Below are 24,777 nucleotides of genomic sequence, written 5' to 3'. Positions count from 1 at the left end.
AAGAGGCTCTCTGATGAAAAACTGGAAAACAACCGCGGAACAGATCCTGAAAACGGGTCCGGTCGTTCCTGTTATCGTACTGAACAAGCTGGAACACGCCGTGCCGATGGCGAAAGCGCTGGTGGCTGGCGGTGTTCGCGTACTGGAAGTGACCCTGCGTACGCCGTGCGCGATGGATGCAATTCGCGCTATCGCTAAAGAAGTGCCGGAAGCGATAATCGGTGCGGGCACCGTGCTGAATGCTCAGCAGCTGGCCGAAGTGACCGAAGCTGGCGCGCAGTTCGCCATCAGCCCTGGCCTGACCGAGCCGCTGCTGAAAGCGGCAACCGAAGGCACCATCCCGCTGATCCCGGGTATCAGCACCGTTTCCGAACTGATGCTGGGTATGGACTACGGCCTGAAAGAGTTTAAATTCTTCCCGGCTGAAGCGAACGGCGGCACCAAAGCATTACAGGCTATCGCGGGTCCTTTCGCCAACGTGCGTTTCTGCCCGACCGGGGGCATCTCTCCTGCTAACTACCGTGATTATCTGGCGCTGAAAAGCGTGCTGTGCATCGGTGGTTCATGGCTGGTGCCTGCGGACGCGCTGGAAGCGGGTGATTACGACCGTATCACCAAGCTTGCCCGCGAAGCGGTTGAAGGCGCGAAAGCGTAATTCTGACCTGCTAAAGCAAATCCCTCTCCTTGCGGGGAGGGATAATTTCTTTACCCTTCTACTTTTATCGCTGCCGCAGACTTCATCGCGCGCCCGACCGCATTATCCACGCTGCTGCCCGTTGCCAGGGCCACGCCCATCCTGCGTTTACCGTTAATATCCGGCTTGCCAAACAGGCGAACCTGCAAACCTGCGCCCAGCGCGGCTGCAACGTTGCCGAACTGCACGTTATTGCTGTCCAGCTCCGGGAGGATTACAGCGGAAGCCGCCGGGCCATACTGACGGATCTCGCCAATCGGCAGGCCAAGGAAAGCGCGGACGTGAAGAGCGAATTCGGAGAGATCCTGTGAAATTAACGTCACCATGCCGGTGTCGTGCGGACGAGGGGAGACTTCGCTGAAAATCACTTCGTCGCCGCACACGAACAGCTCTACGCCAAACAGCCCATAGCCGCCCAGCGCAACGACCACCTTCCCGGCAATTTCCTGAGCGCGGGCGAGGGCGACATCGCTCATCTGCTGCGGCTGCCAGGATTCCCGGTAATCGCCGTCTTCCTGGCGGTGGCCTATCGGCGCGCAGAAATGAACGCCGTCAACGGCGCTGATGGTCAGCAGGGTAATTTCATAATCGAAATTCACCACGCCTTCAACAATCACTTTTCCTTTGCCAGCGCGGCCGCCAAGCTGGGCATATTCCCAGGCTTCAGCAAGCTGGTCATGGGTGCGCACAAAGCTTTGACCTTTCCCTGAGGAGCTCATCACCGGCTTGATGATGCACGGCAGACCAATCTCTTCCACGGCAACAAGGAAATCCGCTTCGGTATCGGCGAAACGATAGTCCGAGGTTGGCAGCTCAAGTTCTTCCGCGGCAAGTCGACGAATACCTTCGCGGTTCATGGTCAGCTTAGTGGCGCGGGCGCAGGGCACGACGTGCTGGCCTTCCTGCTCAAGCTCAATCAGCATGTCGGTAGCGATGGCTTCAATTTCAGGAACGATGTAATCAGGTTTTTCGGCAAGCACCAGCGCTTTTAGCTGCTGCGCATCCAGCATATTAATCACGTGGCTGCGATGAGCAACTTGCATGGCCGGCGCATCGGCATAGCGGTCTACGGCTATCACTTCCAGCCCTAAACGCTGGCATTCAATCGCCACTTCTTTACCCAGTTCACCAGAACCTAACAGCATAACCCGCGTGGCCGCTGGCCGCAGGGCCGTTCCCAACATTGACATAATCTGCTTACCCGTTGTGATAAAATAAACGGCCGCAGTATAAACGAAAACGTTTGCGTGCGCAGCGCCTTTCCCACTTGCGGAGCATGTGCAATACATCTATACTGTATAAATAAACAGGTAATCGGAGCTGCAAAATGGCGGTTGAAATTAAATATGTGGTAGTGCGAGAGGGGCAAGAAAAGATGGCTTTCGCCAGTAAAAAAGATGCCGATGCATATGACAAAATGCTCGACCTGGCGGAAGTGCTGGGCGACTGGCTGCAGCACAGCCCGGTAGCCTTTGAAGAAGGTCAGAGCGACGTGCTGGCCATGTGGCTGGCGGAAAATAAAGATGTGCTTTCAAATGTGCTGAAAAGCGGCAAATTGCCGGAGACCGAAGCACCTGCGCCAGCTGAAAGCTGCGCGGAGAGTATGGAAGAGGCAAACGTTGCCGACCATCCTGCCCGTAAACGTACAAAGGCCGCTTAAGTACCAGACAGCCTTGCACAATAATGGTTTTGTACCAGGCTTTTTCTGTGCAATCAGCATCAGGAGAACATGATGAACAAAACTGGAATTACGCTGTGTACGGCTCTTTGCCTGAGCAGTTTTCTTGCGGCCGCAGCGGATCCTCATAAAGTAAAAATTACGCCCTGCGAAGGGCTTGATGCGGACGGCATTGCCAACGTCATCAAAGGCGACTACCAGCAAAACCGCATTGTCAGCTGGCCGGACGATCGCAAAAAGCTGGGCCAGGCCGACCCGGTTGCCTGGGTAAACAGTAAAGAAGTCACCGGCAAGAACGACCAGTGGAAAGTTCCGCTTACCATTCGTGGTATGAACACGGATATCCATTACACCGTGCTGGTTGACTGTAAAAAAGGCACGGCTGACTACCAGCGATGATCCCTGCGCCGGGGCCTCCCGGCGCGGCTATTTTCTCATCTTTAGTCTTATCAGACAGTTCTTGACACCCCTTCGCTTACTCTCAGTGGGTTAAGTCACAGACTAAGGATGCCTTCCATGAGTAATTGGTTACAACAGATCCAGTCGATGCTCGGACAAACCGGCCTGACGGGCCAGCAATCCCAGACCTCACAGCCCTCGAACGGTGCCGCCGGAAACGAACAGGGGCTAAGCAAGCTGCTGGTGCCTGGCGCGCTGGGCGGCCTTGCCGGTCTGCTGCTGGCGAGCAAGTCCTCCCGTAAATTGCTTACCAAATACGGTACCAGCGCGCTGCTGGTGGGCGGCGGGGCCGTCGCGGGAAGCGTGCTGTGGAACAAATACAAGGACCGGGTGCGCCAGACGCATCAGGACGAACCGCAGTTCGGGCAGCAGCAATCTCCGGTAGACGTGCGCACGCGCCGGTTGATTATGGCGCTGGTGTTTGCCGCGAAGAGCGACGGGCATATTGATGACAAAGAGCGGCAGGTCATTGATCAGCAGCTCAGGGACGCCAATATCGAAGGGCCGGGGCGGGCGCTGATTCAGGAAGCCATCGACCAGCCGCTGGACCCAAAACGCCTCGCCGTGGACGTCAAAAACGAGGAAGAAGCCCTCGAGCTTTATTTCCTGAGCTGTGCGGCCATTGATGTCGATCATTTCATGGAACGCAGCTATCTCAACGCGTTAGGCGACGAGCTGAAAATCCCGCAGGATGTGCGTGACGGCATTGAACAGGATATCAAACAACAAAAGCTTAGCCTGCCGGGATAACCCCGGCGTGGCCCCATTCAGCAGCCGGTTAAGCCCCGGCATTTTCCTCAAAAGCTCTCGTTTCGCTTGCAAGCCTGTCTGAATTTGCCACCCTTACAGGGTGTTAACTAAAAATGACTAACGACATGCCACCAAAAGCGCAAAAGATCCCACATACCATGCAGCTGCATGGAGACACTCGTATCGACAACTACTACTGGTTGCGCGACGACGACCGCGAAAGCCCTGACGTGCTTAACTATTTACATCAGGAGAACGACTACGGGCGGCGGGTTATGACCTCACAGCAGGCGCTGCAGGATCGGCTGCTGAAAGAGATGGTCGACCGTGTCCCACAGCATGATATTTCCGCCCCTTACACGCATAATGGCTACCGGTACCGGCACGTCTACGAGACGGGCAACGAATATGCCATCTACCAGCGGCAGTCGGTAATGCTCGAGGAATGGGACGAGTGGGAAACTCTGCTCGATGCCAATCGCCGCGCGGCCCATAGCGAATTTTATACTATGGGTGGCATGGCCATTACCCTGGACAATACGATCATGGCGCTGGCGGAAGACTATCTGTCGCGCCGCCAGTACGGGCTGCGCTTTCGTAATCTGGAAACCGGCAACTGGTATCCGGAAGTGCTGACCAACGTCACGCCGAGTTTTGTCTGGGCCAACGATTCCGCAACGCTTTACTACGTCCGCAAGCACCCTAAGACGCTGCTGCCTTACCAGGTCTGGCAGCACACCGTGGGGCACCCGACCGCGGCCGATCGGCTGATCTACGAAGAGAAAGACGAGACGTTTTACGTCAGCGTACATATCACTACTTCGCGCCGCTATATCCTTATCCATCTTGGCAGCGCCACGACGAGTGAAGTCCTGCTGCTGGACGCCGAGTTGGTGGATGCGGAGCCGCTGTGCTTCCTGCCGCGCCGTAAAGATCACGAATATACGCTCGACCACTATCAGCATAACTTTTACCTGCGCTCTAACCGCGAGGGGAAAAACTTCGGGCTGTACCGCAGCAAAGTTCGCGATGAAAAACAGTGGGAGGTGCTTATTCCGGCGCGTGAGAACATCATGCTGGAAGGCTTCACGCTGTTTACCGACTGGCTGGTGGTGGAAGAGCGCCAGTACGGCCTGACCAGCCTGCGGCAGATTAACCGCAAAACGCGGGAGGTGACTGGGATTGCGTTCGACGATCCGGCCTACGTGACGTGGCTTGGCTATAACCCGGAACCTGAGTCCTCGCGGCTGCGCTACGGTTATTCGTCGATGACCACACCGGATACGCTCTTTGAGCTGGACATGAACAGCGGAGAGCGGCGCGTTATCAAACAAACTAAAGTGCCGGGCTTTGACGCTGACAATTATCTCAGCGAGCACCTCTGGGTGACCGCCCGGGACGGTGTACAGGTTCCGGTTTCACTCGTATACCATCGCCAGCATTTCCAGCGCGGCAAAAATCCTTTGCTGGTTTACGGCTACGGCTCCTACGGCAGCAGCATGGACGCGGACTTCAGTGGCAGCCGCCTGAGCCTGCTGGACAGGGGATTTGTCTATGCCATTGCCCATATTCGCGGCGGCGGCGAGCTGGGCCAGCAGTGGTACGAAGAGGGCAAATACCTCAAGAAGATGAACACCTTCAACGATTACCTCGACGTGTGCGACGCGCTGCTCCATCAGGGGTACGGCGACCCGGACCTTCTGTATGGCATGGGAGGAAGCGCCGGAGGTATGCTGATGGGAGCGGTTATCAATATGCGTCCGGAGCTGTTTCACGGTGTTATCGCGCAGGTGCCTTTCGTTGATGTGGTAACCACCATGCTGGATGAATCCATTCCGCTAACGACCGGGGAGTTCGAAGAGTGGGGGAATCCGCAGAACGAAGAGTATTACTTCTATATGAAGGGCTACAGCCCCTACGACCAGGTGAGCGAGCTGGAGTATCCGCATATGCTGGTGACCACGGGCCTGCACGATTCGCAGGTGCAGTACTGGGAGCCTGCGAAGTGGGTCGCAAAACTGCGCGATATGAAACGCGGCGATAATCTTCTGCTGCTGTGTACCGACATGGATTCCGGCCACGGCGGGAAATCCGGACGCTTTAAATCCTATGAAGGGGTGGCGCTGGAGTACGCCTTTTTGATTGCCCTGGCCCAGGGGACGCTGCCAGGGCGGGAAGGGGAGTAATTTTACTCCCCTTCCAGATAATGCTTCAGCGTCATACGCAGATCCGGCGTAAGCTCCTTGATGTTTTTCAGCATCCAGCGCAGGTAACCCGGATCGTCCTGAGCTATCTCCTCGATTTTCCTGCCGCGGTATTTGCCGAACATCATGGTGCTGACCAGTGCGGGGCGCCCGGTGATGCTCACCATCTGCTCCGGCGTCCAGCCTGATTCATCCATAATGCGGATCAGCAGCGCGCCGGTGATATAGCAGTCGTACAATGCCCGGTGGTGATGCAGGTCGGCGGGAAGATCGACTTCCAGCTTCAGCGATTTGTATAACGCCATATTGCTGTACTTGATCCCCGGCCACAGGCGCCGCGCAAGCTTTACGGTACAAATCCAGTCGCCGGGCATATCGGGCAGCATCCGCTGGTCAAAACTGGCGTTGTGTGCAACGTAGTAAGGGCTGCCGTGGTAGCGGGGAATAACCTCTTCAATCCATGGCTTATCGGCCACCATCGCCTCGGTGATCTTATGGATGGCCATCGCCTGATGGCTGATAGGGCGGTCCGGGCGAACCAGATCGCTCATCGGATTAACAATCCTTCCGCCTTCTATATCGACGGACGCGACTTCCACCACGCCTCCCTGCAGGCCGCAGGTTTCCGTATCGATAACGCGCAGCATAATGACTCCTTCTGGGCTTACGTTTGCTGAGGCGCTAGCGTAAAGGAATGATCTCGCCGTGCCAACCCTTCTCATCACGACGCCCGACCGCCAGCAGCTCGCCGTGATCCGCCCGCACAACCAGCTGCCCAAGGCTATCCCAGCAGGCGCTGCGCCCGGCGGTGCGGTGTGGGCCGGTAGAAAAAGCATGATTTGCGAACAGCACTGGTAAGTTGTATTTATGCGCCCAGCGCTGCAAATACATCTCATCATGCTGACAGTTAGCTTCGTTCACGAAGGTTCCCGTTGCATAAAGGTCCGCCCCCAATGCTGCCGCGGTGCGCGGCCAGATCTCTTCATTGCTGGCCCCACAATGCCCCATTGCGACGCTGCGATTATGTTTCCCGACTAAAGGCGTGTGCTGCTCATGAACAACATTGTCAGAACAGGATTTCGGCTTACAGCAGGAGACGCGGGAGCCGTCGGGCAGAAAGCCCACGGAGCCAATGGAAACACATTCATCGCACAGCAGTAGCATGCCAACCACAATCGTCATCTGAAACTCAACGGCGGCATCCTGAATGGGGGTTAAACGTTCATCGCTGAAGTGAAGGGCGAGGGAAATGTGCTGTTCCGGCTGAAAACCGGTGAGGGAAAGCTCGGGGAAAATCAACAGGTCGATTTTCTCGGCAGCGGCCTGATGTATAAACTGCAGATGATGCGAGATGTTGGCCTGTAAATCGCCAGGCCTGGCGCCATACTGCGCCGCTGCAACGTTCCATAGTGGCATAGCTTCTTCCTTAATCAATTCACCTCGCCAGCCCATCCCCGGGCCGTGACAGGCGAGCTTTAGCTCATGGTCAACTGAACAAGAAAAATCTTAGCACTACTTATGTAATGTTGCTTAAGTTAGTTTATTTTTACTTAACTTTTGGCTCGTAAGGCAGGCGGGACAGGTGCACAGAGGCTAATTGGTGAGCGATTAATCTTTCGCGGAACCAGCCCCTTAGATTTTCCGGCTGTTCGCGCTCCACCACTTCAGCAATGACGGGCATGTTGTAACGCTCTTTAAACGCTACCCCGGCGGCGGCAAGATCGACATTCACTTTGTCCATTTCATCCTGGGGTAAATCGGCGAGATTGTAGTTCATAAGCTTCTCCTTTCTGGTCATCGCAGAAGGTACTTGCAGATGAACCCGATGACAAGTCTTTACACGCATTGATAGCCGTTCTCATCTCGACTTGACCGCCGCTCGGGGTTATCCTTTCGCGCACTGGCATAATAAAAAGGAATAGTTGATATGGCTTTCACCACCCCGCGTATCCTCGCCGCCGCAGCATTTTTCGCTGCGATTGCCGCTTCTCCTGCCGCATTCGCTCATGCTCATCTTAAACATCAGTATCCGGCTGCGGACGCCGCGGTTACTGCCGCACCGCAGGCGCTGACCCTTGATTTTTCCGAAGGAATTGAACCGAATTTCAGCGGCGTGGCCGTTACCGGTCCCGGGCAGGCAACAGTTAAAACCGGTGCGGTTAAGCGCAATGAGAAAGACAACAAACAGCTAATCGTGCCGCTGGAAGAGTCGTTAAAGCCGGGTGATTACAAGGTTGACTGGCACGTGGTGTCCGTAGACGGGCACAAAACCAAAGGGAACTACAGCTTCTCCGTGAAATAAGCGCGATGCTGTCGACGCTTTTTATCGCGCTACGGTTCGTCCACTTCGCTTCGTTAATGGTGCTGTTTGGCAGCACTGTTTGCAGCGCGCTCCTTGCCCCGCAGGCGTTCAAACCCGTACTGGTTACGCGGCTTGCTAAGCAATGGCGCGCCGCCATCTGGCTGAGCTTAATCAGCGGGCTGGCAATGTTGAGCGTGCAGGCGGGCCTGATGGGCAACGGCTGGGTTGACACCGTTAACCCGCAGGTCTGGCAGGCTGTGCTGGGCACCCGGTTCGGCGCGGTCTGGATATGGCAGATATTGCTCGGCGTAGTGACCGTTGTGGTGTATCTGCTTAAACCCAGAGCGTTGCAGAGCGTGCTGATGCTGCTGGCGGCGGCCCAGCTAATCCTGCTTGCCGGTGTCGGCCATGCTGCTATGCGCGAGGGGATGGCGGGCGGCGTTCAACGTATTAATCACGCTGTTCATCTGCTTAGCGCAGCCTGGTGGGCGGGGGGCCTGCTTCCCCTGCTGATGTGTATGCATATGGCGCGTAAACCCCGCTGGCGACAGGCAGCGATCACGGCAATGATGCGTTTTTCGCGCTACGGGCACCTTGCCGTTGCCGCAGTGATTGTGACCGGCGGAGTTAACGGCCTGATGATCCTCGGCTGGTCCCTGCCGCTGGACAGTGCCTATGTGCAATTGTTGCTGCTAAAAGTTGCCCTTGTGGCAGTAATGGTGACAATAGCGCTGATAAACCGCTATTTTCTGGTGCCGCGCATGAACGGCCCCACGGATGCGGCGCAGATTCGTTTTATCCAGCTGACCTGGCTGGAAGTGATTTTGTCGGTAGCGGTCCTCCTTGCGGTGAGCACCTTTGCTACCTGGGAGCCGTTCTGACGGCAGCTTGCCTGAGAGAGAGAGATGAAAAAGAGTATTTTGACGCTGTTATTACTGTCCCTAAGCGGTACGGCGCTTGCGGCACCGCAAATCATCACGGTAAGCCGTTTTGAGGTAGGCAAAGAGAAATGGGCGTTTAACCGCGAAGAGGTGATGCTGAGCTGCCGGGCGGATCATGCCCTGTTTGCCATCAACCCGAGCACCCTGATGCAGTATCCGCTGAACGACGAAGCCGAACAGCTGGTGAAAAGCGGCAAAACGACCGGACAGCCAATAAGCGTGATTCAGGTTGACGATCCTAACGCACCCGGCCAGAAAATGAGCCTCGCGCCGTTTATCGAACGCGCCGAAAAGCTGTGTAAATAGCACCACCCTCCAGATTTATGCCAAAAAAAACAGCAATAGCCGAAAAACGGTTATTGCTGTTTTTATTATAATAATCACCTGACGAAAGGTTTTTTTCCGAACACTTCAGGGCCGGACTGGAAAACCTGCGGCGGTAATCTATTCTTAATAGGCAAGGCGACTAAGCCTGCATTAATGCCAACTTTTAGCGCACGGCTCTCTCCCAAGAGCCATTTCCCTGGACCGAATATAGGAATCGTATTCGGTCTTTTTTTATCCGAAATATAGCGATTTAACTCTTTCCCTGGTCTCGCCGCAAACAGTGTTTTTTATCATATCGCCGGGGTCTTCGATGTCCAGCAGTTTTTTTAACATTTCAGCTACTTTTTCAAGCCGTTTAGTTATAGCTCATGCTGCCTGGATAATGCTTAGCTATAAATGCAGCTTTTGCAGGAGAAAATGATTTTGTTCACGTTAAAAAGAGTAGAGGGTTATTAAAAGCCAGATATATTGGATAGCTCATTGTTATTTATAAAAAAATTTCTTACAAAGACCGCCTTGCTGATAAAAAACGCGTTTTGTACCTTGGTACATCAGTTCATCTGTTACCCAGAATACCCCGTAATAATAGGGCTAATGAAATAAAAGATAGGGTTAAGCAGTAATGATGATTTAGCGTTGATCGCTATTTGCACTATTGCCTTAGCACGACAATTTCTTGCAGGTAAATTCACGGATAAGCTTAAAAATGGAAAAAAAAACATCATGAAAAAAATCGTACTCATCGCCTCCGGCCTTCTTATATTAGTGAGTCACGCCAGCCTTGCCGGAACTAAAACGCTGGTGGAATACGGCGTCGTGCAGCAGAGCCACGTCATTGCCGGCGCGCAGGGGGTTTACCATCCGCTGCGCAGCGCCGCTGCCGGTGCGCTGGGAGGCGTTGTTGGCCACCAGTTTGGCAACGGTAAGGGAAAAAAGGCGATGACCGCTGGCGGTGCCGTCGCAGGGGTCGCGGCTTCCCGTTATAATCAGAGTCAGCAGCAGGGTATCCAGAAGGTCGATCTACTGATTAAAACCGACAGCGGGCAAACAATTGACGTTGTGCAGACGCTTAACGGCAACCTCGTCTTCAATCCTGGCGATAAGGTCCGCATTCTGACCCGGGGCTCAAATACCAACGTCGATAAGGCGGTCTGATACCAGTCAAAGAACGGTCCTTCAGCCCTGGCATTCGCCGGGGCTTTTTACATTCATTAGCATCCTCACGATTCTGCAAGTACAATCACGTCCAGCCTGGCCACACCCGCCCGTGAAGGCGCGGTAATAAAAACGACAAACCTGCAAAGACAACTCTATGACAACCATTCAAGCACAGACGCATGCGAGGGAGAATTCTCTTGGCGCTGTCTTACGCTCTCCGCGACTGCTCGTACGGGAAACCCTGGCTGGTGTGATCACAGCGCTGGCGCTGATCCCTGAAGTTATCTCTTTTTCCGTTATTGCCGGGGTCGATCCGAAGGTCAGCCTTGTCGCGTCCATCGTGCTTTGCCTGGCGATGTCAGTGCTCGGCGGTCGTCCGGCGGTGGTGACGGCGGCGGCAGGTTCCGTGGCGTTAGTTATCGGACCGATGGTGCATCAGTATGGCGTGGGATATATTTTGCCCGCAGTCGTGCTGGGTGGGCTGATCCAGATCCTGTTCGGCGTGACTGGTCTTGCGCGCATGATGCGTTATATCCCGCTTTCCGTGATGACCGGATTTGTGAACGCGCTGGGTATTCTGATTTTCTTTGCCCAGGTGCCGCACGTCTGGGGAAACAGCCCGTTAGTCTGGGGATTATTCGCAGCAACGCTGGCGATAGTGCTTTTGCTGCCACGCGTGTTCAAAACCGTCCCGTCGCCGCTGGTGGCAATCGTGGTCATCACCGTTGCCAGCGTGGCGATGGGCTGGACGATGCCAACGGTAGGGGATACCGGCCCGATGAAAGCTGGCCTGCCCGGTCTGACCGAGCTGATGGTTCCGCTGAGCCTGGATACGCTGCGTATTATCTGGCCGTGTGCATTGAGCATCGCGTTTGTAGGCCTGATGGAGTCTCTGCTGACGGCGAAGCTGGTGGACGATCTGACGGATACGCCGTCCAGCAAACGCCGCGAATGCTGGGGGCTTGGGCTGTCTAACATTTTTGCCGGGTTCTACGGCGGCATCGCGGGCTGCGCGATGATCGGACAGACCATCGTCAACGTCGAGCTGGGCAAGGGCCGCACGCGTATTTCTACGCTGGCCGCAGGCCTGGTGCTTCTGCTGCTGGTAACCGGCCTCAGCGACATGATGGCAAAGATCCCGATGGTGGTGCTGGCGGGCATTATGATGATTGTGGCGGTTAAAACGCTTAACTGGCACAGCGTAAAACCGTCGACCTTAAGGCGCATGCCGGTACCGGAGACGCTGGTGATGATCGTCACGGTTGTCGTCACCGTCTATACGGGGAATCTGGCCATCGGCGTGCTGGGCGGCGTGATTTTCGCCATGATGCTGTTTGCCCGCCGTATCGCCCACGTTGTTCGCGCGGAGCGTAAGCTCGCGTATGATGGTAGCTCCGTTCGCTATACGGTGACCGGGCCGCTGTTCTTCGCCAGCAGTAACGATCTGTTCGAACATTTCCGCTACGCCGACGACCCGCAGCACGTCATTATCGACCTGTCACACGCGCAGATATGGGATGCCTCAACCGTCGCGGTGCTGGACGCTATTGAAACCCGCTACCGGCGCTATGAGAGCAGAGTAGAAATCGTTGGCCTGGATATTCGCAGCGCGGACTTCCACGAACGGCTCACAGGTAAACTGTAATCCTCTTCACACCGGTAGCCCGCAAGGGGTTACCGGTCAATTTAGTGTTTATCACCGCCCTCTGGGGCCTGCATCACACTTTTCCCTATAAATCGCTGCCGTCGAGAGCGTTCGAATCATAAGCTGGCGAATTAAACATTTCCTTAACATTATCGTTGCGGCTGCGGCGGAATAATCTTATTACTATTTAACCGCTTATATTGCAGGGCGGTCCCGCATCTTAATAACAAAAATGTACAGGATGATGTATGACGACAAAACCCGCCGCCGGGGCCTGCGCGGAAGCGAGCATATTCCAGACGTTAAAAACCTTTCCGTGCACCGTTCACGCACTGCTATTTTTTACGCTCGTCATCCGGTTCAGCTATTTTATGGCATGGCCGTTTATCGCGGTGATCATGACGCAGAATTACCATATGTCGCCGATTGCCATTGGCATGGCGATGACCAGCAGCGCGCTGATTTCGGTGGTGCTCGGCATGTACGGCGGGCAGATCTCCGACAGGCTTGGCCGACGGGTTATTCTTCTGCTGGGCTGCGGTTTTTCCGCCGTGGGGTATATGACGCTTGCCCTTGCCACGGGAATGGGGCTGTTTATCACCGGACTGATGATCATCGGCGTGTGCTTTGCGTGGGTCGACCCGCCGGTCCGCGCCCTGATGAGTGACCTGCTCGGTGACCGCCATCGCCGCGCGCTTGCCCTGCAAATGCGTTATTACCTGATTAACGTTGCGGCGGTGTTTGGCCCGCTGGTAGGGATTGTTTTCGGCCTCACGTCCCAGAAAGGCACGTTTTTAATCACCGGGCTGACCTATCTGCCGTTCTTCGTTTACGTGCTGCTCTTTATCCCGGCGGGAAAACTGTTAAGCGAACAGCAGGCCAGCAGCGGCCCAACGGTTAAGCTGCATCAGGTGATGGGCATCATCGCCAGGGATAAAATCTACGTTGCGGCGCTGCTGTGCAGCATTTTATGCAGCATCGTCTTTATCCATTACGAGGCGGTATTGCCGCAGTATTTATTGTTGCTTAACGCGAACGCGGCGGTGAAGCTCATCACCCTTATTCTGGTGACTAACGCCTGCACCGTGCTGGTGTTTCAGACCTTCATCGTGCGTTTTATGGCGCAGATTAATCTGCCGAAACGTATTTTGCTGGGCGGGGCGATCTTTGCTTTTTCGCAGCTTTGCTTTTTTGCCACGCGCTCGACGGAAACCTGGGTATGGCTCATGGTCACCGGCATTTTCAGCATGGGGGAGGCAATTCTGATGCCTAATCTTAATATTCTGCTCGACCAGCTGGCCCCCGCCGAACACCGCGGTGCCTATCTTGGCGCCTCCACGCTGACGACGCTGGGGATCGCAGCCGGGCCGTTAATAGGCGGCTTGATGCTAGCCCTTACCGGAGCAGGGGTATTCATCAGCACCGCCTTGCTGAGCCTGCTGTTGTGCGCGATTATCTACGCCTGCAGGGTCAGCATGCTGTCACGCCTGCAGAATGCATAATAAAGGGGGATAGAAATGATTACGGAAGCACCTGAGTTAGACACTGAGCGGCTGACGCTACGCCAGATAACACTGGACGATTTTGACGAGCTGGCGGCCTGCTGGGCCGACCCTGAAATGGTGAAATTTATCGGCAATGGCCAGCCGCAAAGTGCTGAGATGACCTGGGGTCGCCTGCTGCGTTATATCGGCCACTGGCACGCGTTTGGCTACGGCTACTGGGCACTCTTTGAGAAATCAACGGGGCGCTATATCGGCTCGTTTGGTTTTCAGGAAGCCCATCGCGATCTCACTCCGCCGCTGGAATACCCGGAGGCAGGCTGGTCTCTGATCCCGGCAGTACAGGGAATGGGGTACGCAAAGGAAGCGCTAAAGGCGATTTTAACCTGGGCGGACGGCGCGTTTGACGGGCCAGTATGCTGCATTATTGACGACGACAACCAGCGCTCCATTCACCTTGCCGAAAGCAACGGCTTTCTTTTTCGACACTTTGTAACCTACCACGGTAAACGGGTGCGAATGTTGGTTCGTCACCCCTCCTGATTTGGCTCTGGCCTATACTGAATTATTGGGTACAGGCCGGGGGTGACGCTATGTATCAGCGGATTGACGGTGAAAACTGGCGGCATATTTATATCGTGGGCGATCTGCATGGCTGCCTGACGAAGCTGGTCGCGCAGCTGATAGCCTGCAATTTCGACCCCTGGCAGGATCTGGTGATCTCCGTGGGCGATGTGATCGACCGTGGTCCGGACAGCCCTGGCGCCTCGCCCTGCTGGATAAACGCTGGTTCAGGGCGGTACGCGGTAATCATGAAGAAATGGCATTAGCCGCGCTGGAGCACGGTGACGGGATGCTGTGGGGAATGAACGGCGGCGACTGGTTTCGGGGGCTGACAGCCTCAAGACATGACTGGGTGCGGGCAGCCTTACTGCGCAGCGGCAAGCTGCCGCTGATTATCGAGCTACACACCGGCGATAAACTGTTCGTCATTGCCCATGCGGATTATCCTTCTTCTGATTACGCCTGGAACAAGCCGGTTGACCAACATCGGCTGGTGTGGAGCCGTGACAGGCTCACACGCAGTATGGCGGGGGAAGGCGAGAGCATCACCGGTGCCGATGAGTTTTATTTCGGGCATACGCCGCTTAAAAACAGTGCCCATTTTTACAACCAGAATTATATCGATACCGGAGCGGTATTTGGCAACCAGCTGACGCTGGTCCAGGTGCAGTAGCGGCTAGAGGTCGCTGTACTCCTGCGCCGGACGCCAGAAGCTGTCGATAAATTCCTCTACCGGGTAACAGCCCCCGTGCCGCATACGCTGCTCATCCATCGCCGACAGGCACTGCTGTTCCGTGTTAAACACATCAATGACGATATCGTCGCAGCCGCCGTCCAAGTAACAAACAAATAAAACCAAAGCAAACATTAGCGCCTCTTGACCGCTCCGTTTAGTTTTATTGTAGGGGATCCGTCGGAAAGAGGGGATATCCGGAAGTTTAAAAATAACCCGCCTGGCGACGGGTTCATTCTGGATCAGGCAAGGCGCATGACCCACGCATCGGACTTCTGGTCGTAATGCTGACGGTAAAGTACGGAGTGTTCGCCGTCCAGCACGGCAGGGATACTGGTTTCATCATCCCAGGCATCAAGCTGCATGCACAGGTCAGGGTCGGATTTACAAGGGATCGTTAACGTTCGTTCCCCCTGCTGCTCGCCGTGCAGTTCGGCATCGTCGATTTCGAACATGCCTATGCGTACGTTGGTTTTCGTCATCTCGCTCTCCTTTTTGCACCCGGTGTGGTATGACCAGTTCGGTCACCCACTTTTCAGCCTAGTCAACTGTGCAAAAAGTGCCAAATAAAAAGCGATCATTTTTAAGGTTAATTAACGGCTGCCAGCGAACAGCTTGCCGTCGCGAACCAGCTCTCGCGGATAGCTATTCTTCAGGCGCGATCCTATTTTTTTCGCCAGCCCAACGGGCTGTCCCTGATAGGTCACTACAACGTCATCAGACACCGGCGAGGTTTCCGGATAGACATCTCGTCCGTGATACCACTCGTCCGCTTCAGCCTCGGTCAGCTCGAAGGCCAGAGCGCAATCCCCTTTGACCAGAGCGATGACGGCTTCGTGCTGCCAGCGGTATCCCTTGTTGTACTGCTCCGCCAGGCGCAGGCCGATGCGCGAGAAGCGTACTTTCCCAAACAAAGGGATCATCTCCTCCGGGAAAAGCCAGACTTCTTTGTCGCGCTGCCACAGCTTGAGTCCGTCGCCCCAGCTAATACCCACTTTCTCAGCGGAGGCGATTACGTCAGCGGCCTGGCGACCGTGGAGCGGCGTAAACGGAAACTTGCCGACTTTGTAGCCCGGCGTCGGAAGCTTCTCGACTGAGGCCGTTTTCCGCAGGCGGGCGACGAAAAAACCTTCACAGTCGTAAATCTGGGGGAAGACATGCAGGAAGCCTTCCGGGGTAATCGCTTTGCCCGCGTCCGGGAACAGGTCGTTAAGCGGATCGACCTCCACCGCGTCCGGCCATTCATCAAGCAGCCACTGGCAAATTTGCTGGTTTTCTTCGCGGTTCAGCGTGCAGGTTGAGTAAATCAGCGTGCCGCCCGGCTTCAGGGCGTGAAACGCACTTGCAATCAGCTCGCGCTGGGTATCGGCGATGCCGGAAGTGCTTTCGGGCGTCCAGTTTCGCAGCGCATCGGGATCCTTACGCACCACGCCTTCACCGGAGCAGGGGGCATCAAGCAGAATGGCATCAAAGCATTCCGGGAGCGCCGCGCCAAACACCCGGCCGTCGAAGTGGGTCAGGGCGACGTTGCTGATGCCGCAGCGGCTGATGTTCGCGTGCAGCACTTTTACGCGGCTGGCGGAGTATTCGTTGGCAAGAATCGCGCCGTTGTTCCCCATCCGGGCCGCAATCTGGGTAGTTTTGGAACCGGGGGCGGCGGCCACGTCCATGATGCGCTGCGGGTCACGGCCGTCGGCGAACAGGGCCGCTACGGGCAGCATGGAGCTGGCCTCCTGAATGTAGAACATACCGCTCAGGTGTTCGGCGGTGCTGCCCAGCGGCAGGTTTTCTTCGTCTTCTCGCTCGATCCAGAATCCTTCCGCACACCACGGAATCGGCGTCAACTGCCAGTTGTAGGGCGCAACCAGCGCCAGGAAGTCGGCAACGGAGATCTTAAGGGTGTTAACGCGCAGGCTGCGGCGCAGCGGACGCTGGCTGTACTGGATAAAATCGTCGAGCGTGAGGCCAACCGGGAGCGCGTCACGCATGACGTCAAGAAATGCCTGCGGGAGGAAAACGGAGTGAGATTGAGCCACGAAGGGAGTTCCAGAGAAAAATAAGGCGCGCATTATAGCATAAAAAAAGCCCCGGTTATTTCTGGGGCTCCAGACTGATACAAGCTCAAATCGAATGAAACTCGAAAAGATCCCGCCAAATAAATAACAAGGAAAATCAATTCGTTGATTTTCGCCTGCTAATCACAAAGAAGGAAAAACCACGCTTTTTCCTTCTTTGTCAACATTCTTGAGCCCCGGTTATTTCCGGGGCTGATGGTCAGAATATTACCTAGCGCGGCAGGGCGGTGCCCCACTGACGCCACTCTTTTGGCTCGCTTTCCAGCAGCAGGAAATGTTTACCCGGTTCGGCTTTCGGCGCCAGCGGCGTTCCCGGAGGCGTGGCAAACGCGATGCCACCGCGAATGAATTGGTTGAATGTGCCTGTTTTAACGACGCCGCCCGTCAGCCCAAAATCAAGACTGTAGCCTGATGCCAGCCAGAACACCGAGCTGTCGCGCACGAGGTGCTGGAAGCGCTTGCTGATGCGCAGCCCTACCATCACACGGTCGGAGAGGCTGCCCAACGTCAGGCCGGTTACGGTACCAACTTCAACGCCACGGAACAGCACCGGCGTTCCGATGCTCAGCCCGCCGGCTTCCGCCACCTCAAGCACAACGTTCAGACCGTCGGAATAGCGGGAGTCGGTAATTGTTGCTTCCTGTAGTTCAAAATGACGGCGCGCCGAGCCGTGGCCCGGCTCAACGTTGATATAAGGCTGCAGAATCGTATCCAGATTGTCGATGCCCCCTGCTGAAATCTTCGGCGTGACTACCGAGAAGCGCGTACCGCCGCGGGCGAAGGTTTTCACGAACTCGGGGTAGAGCACTGCTTTGGCCATCACTTCGCTGCGCGAGGCGGTGAGGTTGATGGACTCCAGCTGGCCGATATCAATACCGAGATAACGGATTGGCATCCCCTCCGAGAGCTTATTGGCATCATAAGTATGCAGAATAATCTGGCTACCTACCGCGCGCGCGGCGGTTTCCGAGGCATAAAGCACCCGCTTATCGTTTTTCGTCAGGCCCGCTCCGGCACCGCTCAGGTTATCGAAACTGATGGCACCTTTCAGGGCACGGGAAAGCGGAGAGGCCTGCACGGTCAGGCCGTTGCCGTTAAGCTGCACACGGGCGCCACCTTCAGCCCAGAATATGCTGTTAGCGGTAAGCAGATGGCGGAATTCTGGCTTGATATGCACGTCGATATCGAAACTGTTCGCTTTAGGGCGCACGGTGATAATCTCGCCGACCTGGAACTTACGGTACAGCACTACGGATCCGGTCTGGATATCCGGCAGGCTGGAGGCCGTCAGGGTCAGCGTGGTTGTCGGTAAATCGCTCAGGCTGTTTTCAACCGCCTTTTCCAGATTGGCATACAGAGGGTAGGTCGATTTCATCTCGCCTTTGTTACCGGGCAGCACGCGGATGCCTCCGCTCAACCACTCGCTGGCGCTGGCGCCGAGAAACTCAACGCCGTCCATGCCCAGCTTGACGTCAAGGCGGCTGTTGACCACGAATTTGCTGTCGCCCTGCAGCAGATGGCGATACTGCGGCTCGATGGCTACCGCGAAGCTGACGCCTTTTTTGCTCAGCGAGCGCTCCAGAACCTGACCAATCTGAATACCGTGCAGGATAACCGGCTGGCCCGCATCAATGCCGTAGCTTTCCGACGCCGTCAGCGTTAGCGTCAGCACATTTGGCTGCTGCAGCGGCGTTTTGTCGCTCGGCAGGATCACGAAATGGTCCTGAGGGTCACCTTCGCCGGGAACAAGCTCGAAGGTTTTGCCGGTAAGCAGGCTACTGATGCTCGGGTTATTCAGGGAAATTTTAGGGCTGCGCAGTTCGATGCGCGTACCGGTGCGCAATAAATTCACCACGCCTGGGTCAACGGTCATTTCACCGGTGACAGCGCCACCAGGGTTTAGATCCAGCTTAGTCAGGGTGCCGACCTCCAGCCCCTGGTACATCAGCGGCGTTGAGTCAGCCTTCAGACCTGCACCGTCCGGCAGATCAAGTTTTACCAGTACGCCCCGTTGGCTGTGGGCCAGGTCTTCGTACAGACCAAATTCGTCGTCGGCTTTAGCCTGGGCTGATTTTTCCGGGGAGTCAAAGGCGATTGCACCGTTGACCAGCGCGGCCAGGCTTTCGAGCTGCACATGCGCGCCGCTCAGGCTGATGTCAGATTTCACGCCCGAGACATTCCAGAAGCGGCTACCTTTTTTCACGAGGCTTGTGAAGCGGCGATCGATGAGCACGTCAATGGTGACGCCCTGTTTGTTTTGATTAATGGTGTAGTCGTAAACGCGGCCAACCGGGATCTTACGGAAGTAAACCAGCGAGCCGCTGTTCAGCGAGCCGAGGTCCGGGGCGTGCAGGTGGATCATTAATTCACCGTTATTCAGGCGATATTTCGGCTGGGTATCCAGCGCGGTAAAATGATTTTTAGGCTCGCCTTTGCCCGGCATCATGCCAATATAGTTCCCGCCGACCAGTGCATCCAGGCCTGAAACGCCCGCCAGCGAAGCTTTCGGCGTGACCAGCCAGAATTGTGTCTCTTCGCGCAGCGCATCTTTTATATCGCTTTTGATGCTGACTTGTACTGCAATCTTATTGAGGTTTTTCCCCAGGCTTATGCTCTGCACGGTGCCGACTTCCACGCCCTGAAAACGAACGGGCGTTCGCCCGGCGACGATGCCGTCAGCTGATACAAAGTCGATGGTCGCGGTGGTTCCCCGCTCCTGATACGTGGTCCAGATAAGCCAGCTCGTAATCAGCAGGGCGATAATCGGCAGCAGCCAGAAAGGGGAGATCCGGCGTTTTGTTTTAATTCGCGCTTCAGTCGGTGAAGCGGGCGTTTCCTGACTCATGTGCGTCCCAAAGTAGTCGGCTATCCAGCCATTCGACAGCAAGAATAGTTAAAATAACCGCCGCGCCAAAATAAAACGCAGCCGGTCCCATAGTAAATGCCAGCAGCTGATCGCGGTTGACCAGTGACATGGTGAGTGCGATGACGAACAAATCCAGCATTGACCAGCGGCCAATCCAGGTAATAAAGCGCAGCAGCAGGATACGCGTACGCAGGCCGCTTTCACACTTGAAGTGGATGCTCAGCAGCAGGGTGAGCATCACAATCACTTTAGTAAAGGGGACGAGAATACTGGCAATAAACACCACAATCGCCACGGGAATGTTGCCGCTGGCTAAAGAGATAATGCCCGAGAGGATCGTATCTTCCTGGCGGGAACCATTGACGTAAATAATAGATATCGGCAGCAGGTTCGCAGGCAAAAGGAACATGATTGACGCTATAAGCGCCGCCCATGACTTTTGCAGGCTTTGCCTGCGGCGATTGCGTAGGGGCACGTGGCAGCGAGGACAGCGCCCCCGCTCGTCGGGAACTCCCGTGAAATGGCAGCCCAGACAGACGCGGAGCTGGGCGTTGTAAGCCCGCGGTGGCCGCTGGGGATAAAAACGTTCCCAGAGCTGCTCAACGTTAAGATGGATCATCGTCATCAGGCTCAGCACGACCAGCGCTACAAAGGCTACCAGGCCCACCCCCGGCTGCATAAAAGCATACTCTTTAACCTTAATCGACGCCACGCCGACGCCGACCAGATAGATATCGAGCATCACCCACTCTTTGAGCTTATCGAGCATCAGCAGAACGGGACGCAGATTCATGCCCAGGATGTTGCCGAAGTAGAGGAAGATGATGGCCGCCACCAGCGTGGCCGGCGCACCAACCGCACAGAACAGCACCATTGCTGCAGTGACCGGGTCACCCTGATGTGTCATCTGCCAGATGCCCTGGAAGACGTTGGCATCGATTTTGGTGCCTAATAGCCAGATACGCACCAGCGGCTCGGTGAAGGCCACCGGCATCAGCAGGAGCATGGCAACCGCCATCGCAGTCAAACGGGTCATTGACCAGTCCCGTCCGTGATGCACTTTGGCATCACAACGTGGGCAGTACGCGCTCTGGGAGGATTTAACCTGCGGCAGCGAGAAAAGGGTATCGCATTCCGGGCAACGCTGATAACGTGCCTCCGGCAAAACCTGACTAATGGCTTGTATTTTCATGTTTCGTCGTTGGCCAGGAAGAGCAGTACGGCATGTCGTCTCTCGGTCAGTTATAAATTATTCATTAAGCCTATAGTAATTCATAAAAGGATACACCTTGTGGCGCAGCGCATTTAGTGCTTATTTTAGTATGCTATGCAGTAGAGTCAGATAACAAATGGTTACTCAATGAACAAAGAACAATTTTACGCGGATTTGAATCGCGATTTCAGTGCATTAATGGCAGGTGAAACAAGTTTTTTAGCCACGCTGGCCAATACCAGCGCGCTGTTGTTTGAACGTCTGGAGGGGGTGAACTGGGCAGGCTTCTATCTTCTTGAATTTAATACGTTGGTGCTGGGCCCGTTCCAGGGCAAAATCGCCTGCGTACGCATTCCGGTTGGTAAAGGGGTGTGCGGCACGGCGGTCTCTACGGCTCAGGTTCAGCGGGTGGAAGATGTGCATGCCTTTGATGGCCATATCGCCTGCGACGCATCAAGTAATTCCGAAATCGTCTTCCCGCTGGTGGTAAAGGACGAAATCGTGGGCGTTCTGGATATTGACAGCACCGAATATGGGCGCTTCTCCCCGGAAGACCAACAAGGCTTATCCCAACTGGTTGCGCAGCTTTCGGAGCTGCTCGCCGCTACGGATTATAAAAAATTCTTCACTCGATAGCATGATAAGCAACGGATAACGTGGCATTTGCTGATAGCGTCATTATAATGTCGCCTGTTCATGCCCGCGGTTTGTTGGCTACGCCGTTGTAATCAGGAAATTTCATGGAAAATCAACCCAAGTTGAATAGCAGCAAAGAAGTTATCGCCTTTCTGGCAGAGCGTTTCCCCCAGTGCTTTAGCGCTGAAGGTGAAGCTCGCCCCCTGAAGATTGGAATCTTCCAGGATCTGGTCGCGCGCGTTGAAGGCGAAATGAGCCTCAGTAAGACTCAGCTTCGCTCCGCGCTACGTCTTTATACTTCAAGCTGGCGTTACCTGTACGGTATCAAAGTCGGTGCAGTGCGCGTCGACCTCGACGGCAACCCTTGTGGGGAGCTGGACGAGCAACACGTAGAGCATGCCCGCAAGCAGCTCGAAGAAGCAAAAGCTCGCGTTCAGGCTCAGCGTGCCGAACAGCAAGCGAAAAAACGTGAAGCCGCAATTGCTAACGGTGAGACTGTCGTAGACAAGCCTCGTCGTGAGCGCAAACCACGCCCGGCTGCTCAGGCTCCACGTCGCAAAGAAACTTCAGAGCGTAAACCACGCGCTGATAAACCGGCTGCACCTGCGCCGCGTGAAGAGAAACGCACGCCAGTTACAGATATTTCGGCTCTGCAGGTAGGCCAGGCAATTAAAGTCAAAGCGGGCAACAACGCGATGGATGCCACCGTACTGGAAATTACCAAAGATGGCGTCCGTGTACAGCTGACTTCTGGTATGGCTATGATTGTACGCGCAGAACACTTGTCGTTCTGAAACGGAGGCCAGACCCGGGCATGAACAAACTCTTTAGGCTTACGGCCGTCGCCAGTCTGTTATTCTTTGCAGGCAGCACGCTGGCCGTTGAGAACATCACGCGTGCCGATCAGATTCCGCAGCTAAAGGAAGAAGCTCAGCATGCCACGGTGAGTGAGCGCGTAACCTCGCGCTTTACTCGCTCGCATTACCGCCAGTTCGATCTGGATCAAAACTTCTCTGCCAAAATCTTTGACCGCTACCTTAATTTGCTCGACTACAGCCACAACGTGCTGCTTGCCAGCGACGTTGAGCAGTATGCGGCGAAGAAAGGGCAGATTGGCGACGAGTTGCGTTCCGGCAAGCTGGATGTATTTTACGATTTGTACAATCTGGGTCAGAAGCGCCGTTTTGAACGTTATCAGTATGCGCTGAAGGTGTTAGAACGTCCGATGGACTTTACCGGTAACGACACCTTTAATCTCGACCGCAGCAAATCGCCCTGGCCGACCAGCGTTGATGAGCTAAATAAACTCTGGGACGGCAAGGTTAAGTACGACGAGCTCAGCCTGAAGCTGACCGGTAAAGACGAGAAAGAAATTCGTGAGACGCTGACCAAGCGCTATCATTTTGCGATACGACGCCTGGCGCAGAGCAACAGCGAAGACGTCTTCTCTCTGGCTATGACCGCATTTGCCCACGAAATCGACCCGCACACCAACTACCTCTCTCCGCGCAATACCGAGCAGTTCAACACCGAAATGAGCCTTTCTCTGGAAGGTATCGGTGCCGTGCTGCAAATGGACGATGACTACACGGTTATCAATTCCATGGTCGCGGGCGGACCGGCTGCGAAAAGCAAAGCGATTACCGTTGGCGATCGTATTGTTGGCGTGGGCCAGACGGGTAAAGGCATGGTCGATGTCATCGGCTGGCGTCTTGACGACGTGGTGGCGTTAATAAAAGGACCGAAGGGCAGCAAAGTGCGCCTTGAGATCCTGCCAGCCGGTAAGGGAACCAAAACCCGTATCGTCACGTTGACGCGCGAACGTATTCGCCTCGAAGACCGCGCCGTGAAGCTGACGGTCAAAACCGTCGGTAAAGACAAAGTCGGCGTGCTGGATATTCCCGGCTTCTACGTGGGCCTGACGGATGATGTCAAAGTCCAGCTGCAGAAAATGGAAAAACAGAACGTGAAGAGCGTGATCATTGATCTGCGTTCTAACGGTGGCGGCGCGCTGACCGAAGCGGTCTCCCTATCCGGCCTGTTTATCCCAAGCGGCCCGGTCGTTCAGGTGCGCGATAACAACGGCAAGGTCCGTGAAGATAGCGATACCGACGGCGTGGTTTATTATAAAGGCCCGCTGGTGGTAATGGTTGACCGCTTCAGCGCGTCCGCATCCGAAATCTTTGCTGCTGCTATGCAGGATTACGGTCGTGCGCTGATTGTTGGCGAGCCTACCTTCGGTAAAGGCACCGTGCAGCAGTATCGTTCTCTGAATCGTATTTACGATCAAATGCTGCGCCCGGAATGGCCTGCTCTGGGCTCCGTGCAGTACACCATTCAGAAGTTCTACCGCGTCAACGGCGGCAGTACTCAACGTAAGGGTGTTACGCCGGACGTCATGATGCCTACCGGCACGCAAGAGACTGAAACCGGTGAGAAGTTCGAAGATAACGCGCTTCCGTGGGACAGCATCAATGCTGCCACCTACGTGAAATCTGGCGATATGGCACCATTCGAACCTAAGCTGTTGAAAATGCATCAGGAGCGCATCGCTGCGGATCCAGAATTCCAGTACATCTCGAAGGACATTGCCCGGTTCAATGCCCTGAAAGAGAAACGCAGCATCATCTCTTTGAATCTCGCCCAGCGTGAGAAAGAAAATCAGGAAGATGACGCCACGCGACTGGCCCGCATTAACGACCGCTACAAGCGTGCAGGCAAAGCACCGCTGAAAAAGCTGGAAGATTTGCCGAAGGATTATCAGGAACCCGACCCGTATCTTGATGAAACGGTTCACATTGCCCTCGACCTCTCGAAGATGGAACAGGACAAGCCGGCGGAACAACCGGCACCCGCGAAGTAATCCTCCAACGGGCCCGTTAAAACGGGCCCGTTTTTCTACCTCTCTCAAGGCACGTCAGCCCCGTCTCCGTTTAATGTAAAGATATGTATTATTAATCACTTGTGAAGCCGCAAGGCTTGAAAATGGCGGGCTTGCCCCTACGATGTGGGGTAACGCACAGTGCGTAT

At 55.3% G+C, this 24,777-nt stretch carries 24 protein-coding genes and 1 pseudogene; 16 read left to right on the top strand and 9 right to left on the bottom strand.

The window, feature by feature from the left end; genetic code table 11:
* The first annotated feature begins 13 nt into the window (after positions 1-13).
* Positions 14-655, top strand: a complete 642-nt coding sequence (gene kdgA / locus ACA108_12820) for a bifunctional 4-hydroxy-2-oxoglutarate aldolase/2-dehydro-3-deoxy-phosphogluconate aldolase (protein XEX94284.1) — start codon at positions 14-16, stop codon at positions 653-655.
* A 50-nt stretch (positions 656-705) separates the two neighbouring features.
* Here kdgA and purT read toward each other — a convergent pair whose 3' ends face one another.
* A complete protein-coding gene (purT, locus tag ACA108_12815; protein ID XEX94283.1) occupies positions 706-1,884 on the bottom strand; it encodes a formate-dependent phosphoribosylglycinamide formyltransferase in 1,179 nt (392 codons plus the stop codon).
* Positions 1,885-2,021: 137 nt separating this feature from the next.
* Here purT and ACA108_12810 point away from each other — a divergent pair, with 137 nt between their 5' ends.
* The 4 genes from ACA108_12810 (at position 2,022) to ptrB (ending at position 5,767) form a co-directional block, all read left to right on the top strand.
* On the top strand, positions 2,022-2,354 hold the full coding sequence (locus tag ACA108_12810) for a YebG family protein (protein ID XEX94282.1): 333 nt from the start codon (positions 2,022-2,024) through the stop codon (positions 2,352-2,354).
* A gap of 72 nt (positions 2,355-2,426) precedes the next feature.
* Positions 2,427-2,771 (top strand): protein YebF, encoded by a 345-nt coding sequence (gene yebF, locus ACA108_12805; GenBank protein ID XEX98101.1) that lies wholly within the window; start codon positions 2,427-2,429, stop codon positions 2,769-2,771.
* 117 nt (positions 2,772-2,888) lie between these two features.
* Positions 2,889-3,581, top strand: coding sequence for a tellurite resistance TerB family protein (locus ACA108_12800; protein XEX94281.1), 693 nt, complete (start codon positions 2,889-2,891; stop codon positions 3,579-3,581).
* Between the two features lie 125 nt (positions 3,582-3,706).
* Positions 3,707-5,767, top strand: coding sequence for an oligopeptidase B (gene ptrB, locus ACA108_12795; GenBank protein ID XEX98100.1), 2,061 nt, complete (start codon positions 3,707-3,709; stop codon positions 5,765-5,767).
* 2 nt (positions 5,768-5,769) lie between these two features.
* Here the strand turns inward: ptrB and exoX are convergent, their stop codons facing one another.
* The 3 genes from exoX to ACA108_12780 all read right to left on the bottom strand — a co-directional run bounded on the left by exoX (position 5,770) and on the right by ACA108_12780 (position 7,562).
* Positions 5,770-6,432, bottom strand: coding sequence for an exodeoxyribonuclease X (gene exoX, locus ACA108_12790; GenBank protein XEX94280.1), 663 nt, complete (start codon positions 6,430-6,432; stop codon positions 5,770-5,772).
* Between the two features lie 34 nt (positions 6,433-6,466).
* Positions 6,467-7,201, bottom strand: a complete 735-nt coding sequence (locus ACA108_12785; protein ID XEX94279.1) for a carbon-nitrogen hydrolase family protein — start codon at positions 7,199-7,201, stop codon at positions 6,467-6,469.
* A gap of 130 nt (positions 7,202-7,331) precedes the next feature.
* Positions 7,332-7,562 carry a DNA polymerase III subunit theta gene (locus tag ACA108_12780; GenBank protein XEX94278.1) on the bottom strand — a complete coding sequence of 77 codons (231 nt, stop codon included), beginning with the start codon at positions 7,560-7,562 and terminating at the stop codon, positions 7,332-7,334.
* Positions 7,563-7,712: 150 nt separating this feature from the next.
* On the opposite strand from ACA108_12780, the gene yobA reads away from it, so the two are divergent.
* The 8 genes and pseudogenes from yobA (at position 7,713) to ACA108_12740 (ending at position 14,897) form a co-directional block, all read left to right on the top strand.
* On the top strand, positions 7,713-8,087 hold the full coding sequence (yobA, locus tag ACA108_12775; protein ID XEX94277.1) for a CopC domain-containing protein YobA: 375 nt from the start codon (positions 7,713-7,715) through the stop codon (positions 8,085-8,087).
* A gap of 5 nt (positions 8,088-8,092) precedes the next feature.
* Positions 8,093-8,968, top strand: coding sequence for a copper homeostasis membrane protein CopD (gene copD / locus ACA108_12770; protein ID XEX94276.1), 876 nt, complete (start codon positions 8,093-8,095; stop codon positions 8,966-8,968).
* A 24-nt stretch (positions 8,969-8,992) separates the two neighbouring features.
* Positions 8,993-9,334 carry a YebY family protein gene (locus ACA108_12765; GenBank protein ID XEX94275.1) on the top strand — a complete coding sequence of 114 codons (342 nt, stop codon included), beginning with the start codon at positions 8,993-8,995 and terminating at the stop codon, positions 9,332-9,334.
* Between the two features lie 744 nt (positions 9,335-10,078).
* Positions 10,079-10,510, top strand: a complete 432-nt coding sequence (locus tag ACA108_12760) for a hypothetical protein (GenBank protein ID XEX94274.1) — start codon at positions 10,079-10,081, stop codon at positions 10,508-10,510.
* Positions 10,511-10,667: 157 nt separating this feature from the next.
* A complete protein-coding gene (locus ACA108_12755) occupies positions 10,668-12,158 on the top strand; it encodes a SulP family inorganic anion transporter (protein XEX94273.1) in 1,491 nt (496 codons plus the stop codon).
* 248 nt (positions 12,159-12,406) lie between these two features.
* Positions 12,407-13,660, top strand: coding sequence for an MFS transporter (locus ACA108_12750; protein ID XEX94272.1), 1,254 nt, complete (start codon positions 12,407-12,409; stop codon positions 13,658-13,660).
* 15 nt (positions 13,661-13,675) lie between these two features.
* A complete protein-coding gene (locus ACA108_12745; protein ID XEX94271.1) occupies positions 13,676-14,203 on the top strand; it encodes a GNAT family N-acetyltransferase in 528 nt (175 codons plus the stop codon).
* A 50-nt stretch (positions 14,204-14,253) separates the two neighbouring features.
* Positions 14,254-14,897: pseudogene (locus tag ACA108_12740) on the top strand (metallophosphoesterase).
* Between the two features lie 3 nt (positions 14,898-14,900).
* Here the strand turns inward: ACA108_12740 and ACA108_12735 are convergent.
* The 5 genes from ACA108_12735 to yebS form a co-directional block, all read right to left on the bottom strand.
* The gene (locus ACA108_12735) at positions 14,901-15,092 is read right to left on the bottom strand and encodes a YebW family protein (protein ID XEX94270.1); all 192 of its coding nucleotides are present in this window, start codon (positions 15,090-15,092) and stop codon (positions 14,901-14,903) included.
* Between the two features lie 107 nt (positions 15,093-15,199).
* Positions 15,200-15,439 carry a YebV family protein gene (locus ACA108_12730; protein ID XEX94269.1) on the bottom strand — a complete coding sequence of 80 codons (240 nt, stop codon included), beginning with the start codon at positions 15,437-15,439 and terminating at the stop codon, positions 15,200-15,202.
* A gap of 111 nt (positions 15,440-15,550) precedes the next feature.
* On the bottom strand, positions 15,551-16,945 hold the full coding sequence (rsmF, locus tag ACA108_12725) for a 16S rRNA (cytosine(1407)-C(5))-methyltransferase RsmF (protein ID XEX98099.1): 1,395 nt from the start codon (positions 16,943-16,945) through the stop codon (positions 15,551-15,553).
* 298 nt (positions 16,946-17,243) lie between these two features.
* The gene (locus tag ACA108_12720) at positions 17,244-19,877 is read right to left on the bottom strand and encodes an MlaD family protein (GenBank protein XEX94268.1); all 2,634 of its coding nucleotides are present in this window, start codon (positions 19,875-19,877) and stop codon (positions 17,244-17,246) included.
* Entirely contained in the window at positions 19,846-21,090 is a 1,245-nt protein-coding gene (gene yebS, locus ACA108_12715) for a membrane integrity lipid transport subunit YebS (protein ID XEX94267.1), read from the bottom strand. The genes ACA108_12720 and yebS overlap by 32 nt, the downstream gene beginning before the upstream one ends.
* A 168-nt stretch (positions 21,091-21,258) precedes the next feature.
* On the opposite strand from yebS, the gene ACA108_12710 reads away from it, so the two are divergent.
* The 3 genes from ACA108_12710 to prc all read left to right on the top strand — a co-directional run bounded on the left by ACA108_12710 (position 21,259) and on the right by prc (position 24,610).
* Positions 21,259-21,747, top strand: coding sequence for a GAF domain-containing protein (locus ACA108_12710; protein ID XEX94266.1), 489 nt, complete (start codon positions 21,259-21,261; stop codon positions 21,745-21,747).
* A gap of 104 nt (positions 21,748-21,851) precedes the next feature.
* Positions 21,852-22,541: an RNA chaperone ProQ gene (gene proQ, locus ACA108_12705; protein ID XEX94265.1), complete on the top strand. Its 690-nt coding sequence runs from the start codon at positions 21,852-21,854 to the stop codon at positions 22,539-22,541.
* Between the two features lie 20 nt (positions 22,542-22,561).
* Positions 22,562-24,610 (top strand): carboxy terminal-processing peptidase, encoded by a 2,049-nt coding sequence (prc, locus tag ACA108_12700; GenBank protein XEX94264.1) that lies wholly within the window; start codon positions 22,562-22,564, stop codon positions 24,608-24,610.
* Positions 24,611-24,777: the final 167 nt, after the last annotated feature.

This window comes from Dryocola sp. LX212 (assembly GCA_041504365.1).
Taxonomy (GTDB): domain Bacteria; phylum Pseudomonadota; class Gammaproteobacteria; order Enterobacterales; family Enterobacteriaceae; genus Dryocola.
Note: the sequence above shows the minus strand (reverse complement) of the source record. Positions and strands in the feature narration are given on the sequence as shown.

Bases quoted from the DNA above. Each gene is read 5' to 3' on its own strand.
- yebS (XEX94267.1), bottom strand. From the start codon at position 21,090: ATGAAAATACAAGCCATTAGTCAGGTTTTGCCGGAGGCACGTTATCAG.
- rsmF (XEX98099.1), bottom strand. From the start codon at position 16,945: ATGCGTGACGCGCTCCCGGTTGGCCTCACGCTCGACGATTTTATCCAG.
- copD (XEX94276.1), top strand. From the start codon at position 8,093: ATGCTGTCGACGCTTTTTATCGCGCTACGGTTCGTCCACTTCGCTTCG.
- ACA108_12810 (XEX94282.1), top strand. From the start codon at position 2,022: ATGGCGGTTGAAATTAAATATGTGGTAGTGCGAGAGGGGCAAGAAAAG.
- kdgA (XEX94284.1), top strand. From the start codon at position 14: ATGAAAAACTGGAAAACAACCGCGGAACAGATCCTGAAAACGGGTCCG.
- prc (XEX94264.1), top strand. From the start codon at position 22,562: ATGAACAAACTCTTTAGGCTTACGGCCGTCGCCAGTCTGTTATTCTTT.
- yebF (XEX98101.1), top strand. From the start codon at position 2,427: ATGAACAAAACTGGAATTACGCTGTGTACGGCTCTTTGCCTGAGCAGT.
- ACA108_12745 (XEX94271.1), top strand. From the start codon at position 13,676: ATGATTACGGAAGCACCTGAGTTAGACACTGAGCGGCTGACGCTACGC.
- purT (XEX94283.1), bottom strand. From the start codon at position 1,884: ATGTCAATGTTGGGAACGGCCCTGCGGCCAGCGGCCACGCGGGTTATG.
- ACA108_12755 (XEX94273.1), top strand. From the start codon at position 10,668: ATGACAACCATTCAAGCACAGACGCATGCGAGGGAGAATTCTCTTGGC.
- ACA108_12750 (XEX94272.1), top strand. From the start codon at position 12,407: ATGACGACAAAACCCGCCGCCGGGGCCTGCGCGGAAGCGAGCATATTC.
- ACA108_12735 (XEX94270.1), bottom strand. From the start codon at position 15,092: ATGTTTGCTTTGGTTTTATTTGTTTGTTACTTGGACGGCGGCTGCGAC.
- ACA108_12765 (XEX94275.1), top strand. From the start codon at position 8,993: ATGAAAAAGAGTATTTTGACGCTGTTATTACTGTCCCTAAGCGGTACG.
- ACA108_12720 (XEX94268.1), bottom strand. From the start codon at position 19,877: ATGAGTCAGGAAACGCCCGCTTCACCGACTGAAGCGCGAATTAAAACA.
- ACA108_12710 (XEX94266.1), top strand. From the start codon at position 21,259: ATGAACAAAGAACAATTTTACGCGGATTTGAATCGCGATTTCAGTGCA.
- ACA108_12730 (XEX94269.1), bottom strand. From the start codon at position 15,439: ATGACGAAAACCAACGTACGCATAGGCATGTTCGAAATCGACGATGCC.
- exoX (XEX94280.1), bottom strand. From the start codon at position 6,432: ATGCTGCGCGTTATCGATACGGAAACCTGCGGCCTGCAGGGAGGCGTG.
- proQ (XEX94265.1), top strand. From the start codon at position 21,852: ATGGAAAATCAACCCAAGTTGAATAGCAGCAAAGAAGTTATCGCCTTT.
- ACA108_12760 (XEX94274.1), top strand. From the start codon at position 10,079: ATGAAAAAAATCGTACTCATCGCCTCCGGCCTTCTTATATTAGTGAGT.
- ACA108_12800 (XEX94281.1), top strand. From the start codon at position 2,889: ATGAGTAATTGGTTACAACAGATCCAGTCGATGCTCGGACAAACCGGC.
- yobA (XEX94277.1), top strand. From the start codon at position 7,713: ATGGCTTTCACCACCCCGCGTATCCTCGCCGCCGCAGCATTTTTCGCT.
- ACA108_12780 (XEX94278.1), bottom strand. From the start codon at position 7,562: ATGAACTACAATCTCGCCGATTTACCCCAGGATGAAATGGACAAAGTG.
- ptrB (XEX98100.1), top strand. From the start codon at position 3,707: ATGCCACCAAAAGCGCAAAAGATCCCACATACCATGCAGCTGCATGGA.
- ACA108_12785 (XEX94279.1), bottom strand. From the start codon at position 7,201: ATGCCACTATGGAACGTTGCAGCGGCGCAGTATGGCGCCAGGCCTGGC.